The organism is Metabacillus litoralis (assembly GCF_003667825.1).
GTDB lineage: Bacteria > Bacillota > Bacilli > Bacillales > Bacillaceae > Metabacillus > Metabacillus litoralis_B.
Genome location: NZ_CP033043.1, coordinates 4,455,001 through 4,467,500, shown reverse-complemented (window position 1 = coordinate 4,467,500; position 12,500 = coordinate 4,455,001). Strand labels below are relative to the sequence as shown.

Sequence of the window (12,500 nt, the reverse complement as noted above, 5' to 3'; positions counted from 1 at the left end):
GGCTCTGCTACCACATTCCATTCCTTACCTAGCATCGTAAACGTATTTTTCACAAAAACTTGAGCTTCTCCCGGTGCTATTGCTTCTATGGTATTTCCATCTATACGAACAATATCAGAATTTCCAATGATGTAGAGCTCTGTTTTAATATTTTCTTTTTTATCGACTCGGTAATCAACAAATGCTTTTGCATTAATTATAGATGTTTTTCCAACCTTTAAGTTTACCTTCTTTATTGGTGATTCAAGGTTTATAGGTGAGTCAGTTAACCATTGTATATAATCTGTAATTGGTCCAATCATACCTTCTTTTAGTTTATCGCTAAAAGAACCTTCATCCCTAAATGTCCAATGCATATTCAGCATACCACGTTGACGTACATAGGTATTTAATTCTTGATATATACTTCCATAGCTAGCATTAATAGTCACCTTTTGGCTTGTTCCATACTCTAGCATTTTTTGAGCATTTTTCAATTTACCTGCTTCAGTTTCAGGAACACCGGTTGAAAATAGATAACCAATAGGTATCTCAGGCTTCAGATCGTTTATCTTTGTCATGCTCCCTAAGTTAAAACTTTGCAGGACAACCTGATCTACCATATTCGCTTCTTCGATTTCTTCAATCACTTGCTCCTCAATCCCCGTATCTTTCAACTCGACTAGTAAAACAACTTCTTTTCCTTTAAATTCCTGTAAAAACTCCTTAAAGGTTGGTACTTTCTCTCCCTTAAATTTAGAGCTGAATCCCCCCCCTGCATCTAATGCACGAATCTCTTCAAGAGTTAGATCACGAACCCTACCTGTTCCATTGGTTGTCCTATCCACAGTATTATCATGCATGATAACTAAATGACGATCTTTTGTTATTTTTAAGTCCGTTTCAATCATATCCGCACCGAGATCATACGCTAACTTATAACCAGCCATTGTATTTTCTGGAGCCAATGATGGAACACCGCGATGAGCTGCAACTATTGGCCTTTGAATAATCGTATTTTCAGGATATTCTTTTAGTGCCTTTGTTGTGTACTCTGGTGTATTTGAAATAATTGCATCTACACCAATATGAATCATTTCATGTGCCGAATTATCAGATTCAGCGCCTATCCCCCATACAGAGATTGTCCTACTGTGTAAATAATGAACTATCTCTTGTGTTAAAATCTTCTGCGAAATGATAGCTACTTTCCCTTTATTTTTATGAATATCTTGAGCAAACTTCTCTAAATCATTTTTATTCATTGAATTTTTATTATATATTAGCCCACCACGTGCAGTTGGATAGTTCGACCTTAAATCTTTTAATATAGAGGGATTACTAGAGATAAAATGAACATCATTAGTTTGTGTACTATTTAATTCTTCTATAATTGCTTCTGTTAGATTTTCTTCCTCCACTTTAATAATTGGAATTCGCTTATTTTTTATTGATTTTAAGACTTCACTTAACTTTTTATCGTTAGTTAGTAGTTTCCCATTCGCATTCATTTTTACAGGAAGTACCACAGATGAAACTGACTCTGAAGTATTCATAGCAGAACTGTTAGCAATTAGTGTCGGTGGATTGATAATATTTGTTTCTGTTTCCTCCGGAATGAAAGCTCCACCATTCTCAATAGGAGGTAGCACTTCAGACATTGTTGTCACTTTTACATTATCAAATTGAACACTGGCTCCGTTTGCTTGGAAGCCAACATCACCGTTCAACCACTGGCTAGCCAGGTCGGTATCAATAACCAATTTCCCATTTACAAACTGCTGTACACGATTTTTACTAGTGACAACTTTAAGTTTGTATGTTTTGTTGAATTCAAATTTTTCAGGATAAAAATTTGTTTCAGGTACAACCCATTGATTATTTGCATTTCTGATTGCAAATTCCAATCCATTTAACGCCGTTGTTCCTCTGCGGAGAGCGAACTGATAATAAGGGTAGTTTTCAGATTGAATGCGGTACATTAACGAAGCCCATCGTGTATCTTCAACTGCAGAAACAAAGGTCATATCAGCTTCAAAGATATAATCTCCAGTTTCATCACCAAGCGGTACAATGACTCTTGCTGGACTTGCGGATGAAGAAGATGTAAGAAATAATTTTCCTTCTTGTATAGCTGCTTTACCTTGAACTAACTTCCAACCAGATGGGAGTTGTCCATTTGTTATCTGGTCAAAATTCTCATTCACCAATACGTAATCTGATTGATCGGCATATGCACTTGTGTCCAAACCAATAAAAGATGGTGCTGCACTAAAAATAAGTGCAGATGTCACGAACATAGTTACAATGCTTTTCTTTCCTGATTTTCCTCTCATAACTTTCCTCCTACTTTTAAAAAATAACTATTAATTCACAAAAAATTTTAGCAGACTTATGGAAACTTGATTGTTAAGAATTTTTTATAGGAAGAAAGTGGTGATTGATAGGATTAAGTATCTAAAAATAACTATATATTGTTACATTAAATTTCACTTTTGTTGGTCGCTAAGTCTATTGATATAGCTGTAAATTCTTATGAAATTATAATTGAAACAAAGCATTAACATTTAATTAACAGAATACGACAAAAGTTTTACAATCTCTGTTACCGTTATTCTAGTCGTTGAAAGTCAAAACATCTCGCGATAAGTTGCGAATTTCCGTGTCAGTTTGTTCGTTCTAGTTTTGTTTAACATACAAAAAAAGACCAGTATCTCTACTGATCTTTTTCCTCTATTTACTTGGCGACGTCCTACTCTCACAGGGGGAAACCCCCAACTACCATCGGCGCTGAAGAGCTTAACTTCCGTGTTCGGCATGGGAACGGGTGTGACCTCTTCGCCATCATCACCAAATAATGTGGTTTACGGCTTCCGATGAACTTCACATTTCTGCGTCATCTCATTCGTCAACATCCTCACGTACTGAAGTACGCTCCGGTGTCTCCTCAATCGATTCCTTGAACTGTTCGTTCCTCGAAACCCTTTCACTTTGTATAAAGTTTTCAGGAATAATATATTCCTTCAAAACTAGATAACGATTCACAATTCAACTTCACTAAGCTTACGCTTTTATTAGGTTAAGTCCTCGATCGATTAGTATCAGTCAGCTCCACACGTCACCGCGCTTCCACCTCTGACCTATCAACCTGATCATCTTTCAGGGATCTTACTCACTAATGTGATGGGAAATCTCATCTTGAGGGGGGCTTCATGCTTAGATGCTTTCAGCACTTATCCCTTCCGCACATAGCTACCCAGCTATGCCTTTGGCAAGACAACTGGTACACCAGCGGTGCGTCCATCCCGGTCCTCTCGTACTAAGGACAGCTCCTCTCAAATTTCCTACGCCCACGACGGATAGGGACCGAACTGTCTCACGACGTTCTGAACCCAGCTCGCGTACCGCTTTAATGGGCGAACAGCCCAACCCTTGGGACCGACTACAGCCCCAGGATGCGATGAGCCGACATCGAGGTGCCAAACCTCCCCGTCGATGTGGACTCTTGGGGGAGATAAGCCTGTTATCCCCGGGGTAGCTTTTATCCGTTGAGCGATGGCCCTTCCATGCGGAACCACCGGATCACTAAGCCCGACTTTCGTCCCTGCTCGACTTGTAGGTCTCGCAGTCAAGCTCCCTTGTGCCTTTACACTCTACGAATGATTTCCAACCATTCTGAGGGAACCTTTGGGCGCCTCCGTTACATTTTAGGAGGCGACCGCCCCAGTCAAACTGCCCACCTGACACTGTCTCCCAGCCCGATCAGGGCTGTGGGTTAGAATTTCAATACAGCCAGGGTAGTATCCCACCGACGCCTCCACCGAAGCTAGCGCTCCGGCTTCTCAGGCTCCTACCTATCCTGTACAAGCTGTACCAAAATTCAATATCAGGCTACAGTAAAGCTCCACGGGGTCTTTCCGTCCTGTCGCGGGTAACCTGCATCTTCACAGGTACTATAATTTCACCGAGTCTCTCGTTGAGACAGTGCCCAGATCGTTACGCCTTTCGTGCGGGTCGGAACTTACCCGACAAGGAATTTCGCTACCTTAGGACCGTTATAGTTACGGCCGCCGTTTACTGGGGCTTCGGTTCAAAGCTTCGCTTGCGCTAACCTCTCCCCTTAACCTTCCAGCACCGGGCAGGCGTCAGCCCCTATACTTCGCCTTGCGGCTTCGCAGAGACCTGTGTTTTTGCTAAACAGTCGCCTGGGCCTATTCACTGCGGCTTTTCCGGGCTATTCACCCTAAAAAGCACCCCTTCTCCCGAAGTTACGGGGTCATTTTGCCGAGTTCCTTAACGAGAGTTCTCTCGCTCACCTTAGGATTCTCTCCTCGCCTACCTGTGTCGGTTTGCGGTACGGGCACCTCTCACCTCGCTAGAGGCTTTTCTTGGCAGTGTGGAATCAGGAACTTCGGTACTATAATTCCCTCGCCATCACAGCTCAGCCTTCACGACAACGGGATTTGCCTCGTTGTCAGCCTAACTGCTTGGACGCGCATATCCAACAGCGCGCTTACCCTATCCTTCTGCGTCCCCCCATTGCTCAAACGGTGAGGAGGTGGTACAGGAATTTCAACCTGTTGGCCATCGCCTACGCCTTTCGGCCTCGGCTTAGGTCCCGACTTACCCTGAGCGGACGAGCCTTCCTCAGGAAACCTTAGGCATTCGGTGGAGGGGATTCTCACCCCTCTTTCGCTACTCATACCGGCATTCTCACTTCTAAGCGCTCCACCAGTCCTTACGGTCTGGCTTCACAGCCCTTAGAACGCTCTCCTACCACTGTTCGTAAGAACAGTCCACAGCTTCGGTGATACGTTTAGCCCCGGTACATTTTCGGCGCAGAGTCACTCGACCAGTGAGCTATTACGCACTCTTTAAATGGTGGCTGCTTCTAAGCCAACATCCTGGTTGTCTAAGCAACTCCACATCCTTTTCCACTTAACGTATACTTTGGGACCTTAGCTGGTGGTCTGGGCTGTTTCCCTCTTGACTACGGATCTTATCACTCGCAGTCTGACTCCTGAACATAAGTCTTTGGCATTCGGAGTTTGACTGAATTCGGTAACCCGATGGGGGCCCCTAGTCCAATCAGTGCTCTACCTCCAAGACTCTCATTTCAAGGCTAGCCCTAAAGCTATTTCGGAGAGAACCAGCTATCTCCAAGTTCGATTGGAATTTCTCCGCTACCCACACCTCATCCCCGCACTTTTCAACGTGCGTGGGTTCGGGCCTCCATTCAGTGTTACCTGAACTTCACCCTGGACATGGGTAGATCACCTGGTTTCGGGTCTACGACCACGTACTCTTTCGCCCTATTCAGACTCGCTTTCGCTGCGGCTCCGTCTTATCAACTTAACCTTGCACGGGATCGTAACTCGCCGGTTCATTCTACAAAAGGCACGCCATTACCCATTAACGGGCTTTGACTACTTGTAGGCACACGGTTTCAGGATCTCTTTCACTCCCCTTCCGGGGTGCTTTTCACCTTTCCCTCACGGTACTGGTTCACTATCGGTCACTAGGGAGTATTTAGCCTTGGGAGATGGTCCTCCCTGCTTCCGACGGGATTTCACGTGTCCCGCCGTACTCAGGATCCACTCTGGAGGGAACGAAGTTTCAACTACAGGGTTGTTACCTTCTTTGACGGGCCTTTCCAGACCTCTTCATTTACTCCGTTCCTTTGTAACTCCGTATAGAGTGTCCTACAACCCCAAGAGGCAAGCCTCTTGGTTTGGGCTTCTTCCGTTTCGCTCGCCGCTACTCAGGAAATCGCGTTTGCTTTCTCTTCCTCCGGGTACTTAGATGTTTCAGTTCCCCGGGTCTGCCATCATCACCCTATGAATTCAGGTGAAGATACTACTCCATTACGAGCAGTGGGTTTCCCCATTCGGAAATCTCCGGATCAAAGCTTACTTACAGCTCCCCGAAGCATATCGGTGTTAGTACCGTCCTTCATCGGCTCCTAGTGCCAAGGCATCCACCGTGCGCCCTTAACAACTTAACCTTTGACATCAAAGATGTCGTTTAAATCAATTATTAAGAGAATCACTAAACTAAGCGTTTAAACTCAGTGAATTACTTGAATTGTTTTCGTTATCTAGTTTTCAAGGAACATAGTAAAGAAAGATCATAATGATCTCTCAAAACTAAACAAAATACCAAGCGTGCCTCATTTTCCTTAGAAAGGAGGTGATCCAGCCGCACCTTCCGATACGGCTACCTTGTTACGACTTCACCCCAATCATCTGTCCCACCTTAGGCGGCTGGCTCCTTACGGTTACCCCACCGACTTCGGGTGTTACAAACTCTCGTGGTGTGACGGGCGGTGTGTACAAGGCCCGGGAACGTATTCACCGCGGCATGCTGATCCGCGATTACTAGCGATTCCGGCTTCATGCAGGCGAGTTGCAGCCTGCAATCCGAACTGAGAATGGTTTTATGGGATTGGCTTGACCTCGCGGTCTTGCAGCCCTTTGTACCATCCATTGTAGCACGTGTGTAGCCCAGGTCATAAGGGGCATGATGATTTGACGTCATCCCCACCTTCCTCCGGTTTGTCACCGGCAGTCACCTTAGAGTGCCCAACTGAATGCTGGCAACTAAGATCAAGGGTTGCGCTCGTTGCGGGACTTAACCCAACATCTCACGACACGAGCTGACGACAACCATGCACCACCTGTCACTTCGTCCCCCGAAGGGGAACCTTCTATCTCTAGAAGTAGCGAAGGATGTCAAGACCTGGTAAGGTTCTTCGCGTTGCTTCGAATTAAACCACATGCTCCACCGCTTGTGCGGGCCCCCGTCAATTCCTTTGAGTTTCAGTCTTGCGACCGTACTCCCCAGGCGGAGTGCTTAATGCGTTTGCTGCAGCACTAAAGGGCGGAAACCCTCTAACACTTAGCACTCATCGTTTACGGCGTGGACTACCAGGGTATCTAATCCTGTTCGCTCCCCACGCTTTCGCGCCTCAGCGTCAGTTACAGACCAGAGAGTCGCCTTCGCCACTGGTGTTCCTCCACATCTCTACGCATTTCACCGCTACACGTGGAATTCCACTCTCCTCTTCTGCACTCAAGTTTCCCAGTTTCCAATGACCCTCCACGGTTGAGCCGTGGGCTTTCACATCAGACTTAAGAAACCGCCTGCGCGCGCTTTACGCCCAATAATTCCGGACAACGCTTGCCACCTACGTATTACCGCGGCTGCTGGCACGTAGTTAGCCGTGGCTTTCTGGTTAGGTACCGTCAAGGTACCAGCAGTTACTCTGGTACTTGTTCTTCCCTAACAACAGAACTTTACGACCCGAAGGCCTTCATCGTTCACGCGGCGTTGCTCCGTCAGACTTTCGTCCATTGCGGAAGATTCCCTACTGCTGCCTCCCGTAGGAGTCTGGGCCGTGTCTCAGTCCCAGTGTGGCCGATCACCCTCTCAGGTCGGCTACGCATCGTCGCCTTGGTGAGCCATTACCTCACCAACTAGCTAATGCGCCGCGGGTCCATCTGTAAGTGACAGCCGAAGCCGTCTTTCAACTTTGAACCATGCGGTTCAAAATGTTATCCGGTATTAGCTCCGGTTTCCCGGAGTTATCCCAATCTTACAGGCAGGTTACCCACGTGTTACTCACCCGTCCGCCGCTAACCTCAGGGAGCAAGCTCCCATTGGTTCGCTCGACTTGCATGTATTAGGCACGCCGCCAGCGTTCGTCCTGAGCCAGGATCAAACTCTCCAATAAAGAGTTGATATAGCTCATAAAGTTTGCACTAAATAGTACATTGTTTTTGTTAATCGAAATTAACGTTGGCACGCTTGGTTTTGTTTAGTTTTCAAAGATCATATCTTGTCCAAGTCATATCACTCAACGACTGGATTATCATCATAACATGCAATAAAAAATATGTCAAACATTTTTAATATGTTTTTTAAAAGATAATAATTAAGATTACTCAATCACTTGGTAACTCGTGACTGGATTTATATCATACCAATATCATTCATAACTATCAACTGGTAATATTTTCATCCCTATTTAAATGTTAAGTATCTCTGTCCTAAATAGTTCAATACTGTATAGATAAATGCAGCAAACAATATCGAAAGCTCTTCTCCATATAAGTTGGTACTTAGGACATTCTTATTTATCAAACTGTATCCTATATTGTAAGAGACATAATAGCTTACTAATATGACAAATAAGAATAGAACAATCCCTTTTTTATTATTAACATTGCTATTAAACGTAAAATTACGATTAAGAATATAGCTAATTATGGCTCCTATACCATTGCCTATAAAAGTTGATATCCAATAGGAGAAGCCAAATACATTTAATAGCAAGAAAATCAATGAGATTCCAATGGTCGTATTTATGATCCCTACTCCTATAAATCGTATAACAGTGTTTGACTTATTATAGTAATTCTTTATGGTCTGATGCATCGGTTTCAATATTCCTTTTAATAAGTTGTTTTGTTAAACCTAAAGTATTTATATCAATACTATATCTTGGTCGCCTTTTTGACTCTTTATAAATCTTCCCAATGTACTCGCCAATTAATCCAATGGCTATTAACTGTAATCCTCCAATTAGCCAAATAGATGTAATTAATGATGTCCATCCTGTTTCTGTTTCTCCTATAAACTTTAACGTTACGAAATATGATCCAAATAACAAACTAGTAAAAAAGGAGAGCAATCCTAGAAGTAAAACAAACCTTATTGGTGTTACTGAAAAAGAGGTAATTCCTTCAAAAGCAAAGGAAATCATTTTCTTTAAAGGGTATTTTGTATCTCCAGCAAATCTTTCTTTTCGATCATAATAAACAGATGTAGACGGAAACCCTATTAAAGGAACAATTCCTCTTAAAAATAAATTTACTTCTTCAAATTTCTCTAACTCTTCAACAGCTCTTTTACTCATTAAACGATAATCAGCGTGGTTATAGATTAAATTTACACCCAGCTTCTGCATTACCTTGTAGAATGCCTCTGCAGTTGTTTTCTTAAATAATTGATCAGTATCTCGTTTATCTCTTACTCCATATACAATATCGAAGCCCTCATTATACTTTAAGATAAAATCCTTTATAACATCTACGTCATCTTGTAAGTCTGCATCAATAGATACAACACAATCTGACGAATCTTTTGCTGCGATTAGTCCTGCTAATAAGGCACTCTGGTGCCCAACATTTCTTGCTAGTTTTAAACCATGTACTTTTCTATTTTGTAAGCTTTCTTTATAGATAATAGACCAAGTTTGATCTTTGCTCCCATCATCTACAAGTAATATATTACTCTGGTCTGATATTAGCCTGTCTTCTATAAGATCTTCTAGTGTATTCATTAGTACAGTTAAAGTTTCAGGCAAGACCTCTTCTTCGTTATAGCATGGTACGACTATTGTAAGTATCGGTTCCATCTGTTTAGTACCTCCCAGATTTTACATTGCTTTATATAAGTAGATTTTCCAAACCGAAGTTTCACTTTGAAATGTCTTTTCTAGTACTAGATTATTCTCACTTGCATTTTCTATTGGAACAGCTGAAAAAATAAATGAACCACCTAGGTTTTTAAATGCTTCTGTATTCAACTCTAGATTTTTTAACGTTTTTTTAGAATTCTTCTTAAACATATAATGCTTACCAAGTTCATCGGTAAAGATATAGCATCGTCCACCCCACTCATCAAAATATGTTCTTATTTTTTTGTTTTTCTCGAGTTCCTTTTCAATAATTTTTCTGAATTCATACTTATAGCTCAAGGGATAAAAGTTATTATATGTATCCAGTGTATAAAAACCGTTATATTGCGGAATTGCCGGATGAATGCCAATACTAGCAATTCTGTAGCTTTCTTGAGGTAATCCTATATAAGATTTAATTTCTTTAAAAAGTGGCTCTGAATAAAACTCTTTTACAGAGGGCTTCTTATGATAAATAACCTCATCATTAAATCCAATGAGTAAAACAATTTGTGCAATAATGAAGAAAAAAGCATAGGGCTTCCAGCTCTTTCTGTAATTCCAAATGATTTTTAGCCCTAGTGCAAAGCCAACATATATAACTAGAGGTCTCAAAAAGTGAAATCTAGCAAAATTAAAAGTATCCATAACATGAAATTTCTTTGTTAGCGACAGCCAGCCCTTATAAAACCAAAAGGCATACCAAGTAGATAATGCAAAATTAAGTATAAAGAGAAAGAGAAACACTCTTTCTTCTTTCCATAACCTTTTAGTTATGACTATATATAACGAAATAAGAGTTACTGTCAGGATAAAGATCCCATGAACTGTCATTACGTGTGTGTGACCTAGCACAAAGTTCTTAAAGGTTAAGCGAATGACCCGCCATAGCGATAGCCTTGCATGAAAATATTCATCTCTACTATTAGGCTCATCATCAAACAAAAATGAATAAACTAATCTATACTCAACAACCAAGAACATACCAGTCATATATATAAGAGCTAACAGAAAATAATAATTGCGTTTTCCTCTTATAAAATCAACTAACCAAAACACACCCATTCCAAATAAAAAAAAGAAAAATCCTAATACAATACTTGAATATAGAGGCAGTAAAGTTAATACTAGAAACTGCTTCCAAGTCCTTTCCCCATTTCTTATATGTAAAAATGCCCATAAAGCTAAAGGCATACCTAGTGTACTAAGCATCCCCGAGGGCCAGAATGGTGTTAATGCAAATGCTAAAGCCACTCCAACATTAATAAGGGTATATTCTTTGTGCTTCAGAAAATGATCCTTTAATAATAAGTACATCCCTATAAAGGCAAAAACCCTTGTTATAGTTTGGCTTAAAGCATAAGCAACCATAGTTGGAAAAATAGCATAGAGCCAAACTATAAGACTAAATTCTGTTCCATATGCATTTCTGGGTAATCCATTTATAACTTGAGGAATCTTCGCTTCGCTTGAACCAAGCATCTGCCCACTCTCACTTAACACCCTATACCATGCTAAATTCGAATCAAGATTATCATGCACCCTTATATGCGCATCCTCCCCTAAAAGAAAAAGAGGAGAAAGGTATAAACATATGATGAAAAAGGCAAATATAAGCAATCTACTTTCACTATTAATCCTATCTAAAAACAAAATTCACACCTCTGACTAAATAGCATTTCTACATTTGTACTTATTAAGATTTACAAAAACAGGATAAAAATACTAAAAATGTTTGGGTTGGGGGAATTTGTTTTGTGGTGCCTGTCACTACCCGATATTTGGAGAAATTTGTCGATTGTAATATCTATTTTGGTTTTTGTGAAAAAAGAATAATCTAACACTGATCTATTCATCTTCTTACTTGGCGACGTCCAATTCACACAGGGGAAACCTCAACTACCATCGCTCAGGAGCTTAATTTCTGTGTTTGTACTATAGGTTTGCGATAAGAGGCAAATTGCCGCTTATAAAGGATTTCACAACATATGTGAGAGGGAAAGAGCACGGAGTGACGTTCATAAGTGGGATGAACGACATAAGTGCCAGGGAAAGAGCCTCTGGTGTCGTTCGTAAGTGGGATGAACGACATAAGTGATAGGGAAAGAGCCTCTGGTGTCGTTCATAAGTGGGATGAACGACATAAGTGATAGGGAAAGAACCTCTGGTGTCGTTCATAAGTGGGATGAACGACATAAGTGATAGGGAAAGAGCCTCTGGTGTCGTTCATAAGTGGGATGAACGACATAAGTGATAAGGAAAGAGCCTCTGGTGTCGTTCGTAAGTGGGATGAACGACATAAGTGATAGGGAAAGAGCCTCTGGTGTCGTTCATAAGTGGGATGAACGACATAAGTGATAAGGAAAGAGCCTCTGGTGTCGTTCATAAGTGGGATGAACGACATAAGTGATAGGGAAAGAGCCTGAAGTGTCGTTCATAAGTGAATCCAGTATCTCCACGCCAGCTTGTTCGTTCAGATCTTCATGTGCCAAAACCGCACACTCCGGTCTTCACTCCCTGCGCTTCCTTGACCTTCTTGCTTCTCCCAAGCCTCAGGCTGTAGTCTTATTTAGTCTTTCACTTCTCATATTCAAATCTTCGATTTTTCTCATCTTTTTACTACACAAAAAAAGACCAGTATCTCTACTGATCTTTTCTCCATCTTACTTGGCGACGTCCTACTCTCACAGGGGGAAACCCCCAACTACCATCGGCGCTGAAGAGCTTAACTTCCGTGTTCGGCATGGGAACGGGTGTGACCTCTTCGCCATCATCACCAAATAATGTGGTTTACGGCTTCCGATGAACTTCACATTTCTGCGTCATCTCATTCGTCAACATCCTCACGTACTGAAGTACGCTCCGGTGTCTCCTCAATCGATTCCTTGAACTGTTCGTTCCTCGAAACCCTTTCACTTTGTATAAAGTTTTCAGGAATAATATATTCCTTCAAAACTAGATAACGATTCACAATTCAACTTCACTAAGCTTACGCTTTTATTAGGTTAAGTCCTCGATCGATTAGTATCAGTCAGCTCCACACGTCACCGCGCTTCCACCT

Annotated in this window: 4 protein-coding genes and 5 rRNA genes (2 of these 9 only partly in view); all 9 read right to left on the bottom strand. The window is 41.8% G+C overall.

Annotation, left to right across the window (positions count from 1 at the left end):
- On the bottom strand, positions 1 to 2,315 hold the 5' portion of the coding sequence (locus tag D9842_RS21880; protein ID WP_121664295.1) for a glycerophosphodiester phosphodiesterase family protein. 25 nt of this gene lie to the left of the window's left edge; only the first 2,315 of its 2,340 coding nucleotides appear in the window; its start codon is at positions 2,313 to 2,315; its stop codon lies off the left edge, out of view.
- A 403-nt stretch (positions 2,316 to 2,718) separates the two neighbouring features.
- Positions 2,719 to 2,834, bottom strand: a 5S ribosomal RNA gene (gene rrf, locus D9842_RS21875).
- A gap of 220 nt (positions 2,835 to 3,054) precedes the next feature.
- Positions 3,055 to 5,983: ribosomal RNA gene (locus D9842_RS21870) — 23S ribosomal RNA — on the bottom strand.
- 178 nt (positions 5,984 to 6,161) lie between these two features.
- A 16S ribosomal RNA gene (locus D9842_RS21865) occupies positions 6,162 to 7,711 on the bottom strand.
- The 16S, 23S and 5S rRNA genes sit together here, the layout of an rRNA operon.
- 290 nt (positions 7,712 to 8,001) lie before the next feature.
- Positions 8,002 to 8,415 (bottom strand): GtrA family protein, encoded by a 414-nt coding sequence (locus D9842_RS26690; protein ID WP_121664294.1) that lies wholly within the window; start codon positions 8,413 to 8,415, stop codon positions 8,002 to 8,004.
- The gene (locus D9842_RS21855) at positions 8,387 to 9,397 is read right to left on the bottom strand and encodes a glycosyltransferase family 2 protein (RefSeq protein ID WP_121664293.1); all 1,011 of its coding nucleotides are present in this window, start codon (positions 9,395 to 9,397) and stop codon (positions 8,387 to 8,389) included. The genes D9842_RS26690 and D9842_RS21855 overlap by 29 nt, the downstream gene beginning before the upstream one ends.
- Positions 9,398 to 9,418: 21 nt before the next feature.
- The gene (locus D9842_RS21850; protein ID WP_121664292.1) at positions 9,419 to 11,092 is read right to left on the bottom strand and encodes a DUF6044 family protein; all 1,674 of its coding nucleotides are present in this window, start codon (positions 11,090 to 11,092) and stop codon (positions 9,419 to 9,421) included.
- Between the two features lie 1,012 nt (positions 11,093 to 12,104).
- A 5S ribosomal RNA gene (gene rrf, locus D9842_RS21845) occupies positions 12,105 to 12,220 on the bottom strand.
- Positions 12,221 to 12,440: 220 nt separating this feature from the next.
- Positions 12,441 to 12,500, bottom strand: a 23S ribosomal RNA gene (locus D9842_RS21840) (it continues 2,869 nt past the right edge of the window).

What these genes read in the sequence shown, in the direction of transcription:
- D9842_RS26690 (WP_121664294.1), bottom strand. Translation starts at nt 8,415, where the DNA reads ATGCATCAGACCATAAAGAATTACTATAATAAGTCAAACACTGTTATA.
- D9842_RS21855 (WP_121664293.1), bottom strand. Translation starts at nt 9,397, where the DNA reads ATGGAACCGATACTTACAATAGTCGTACCATGCTATAACGAAGAAGAG.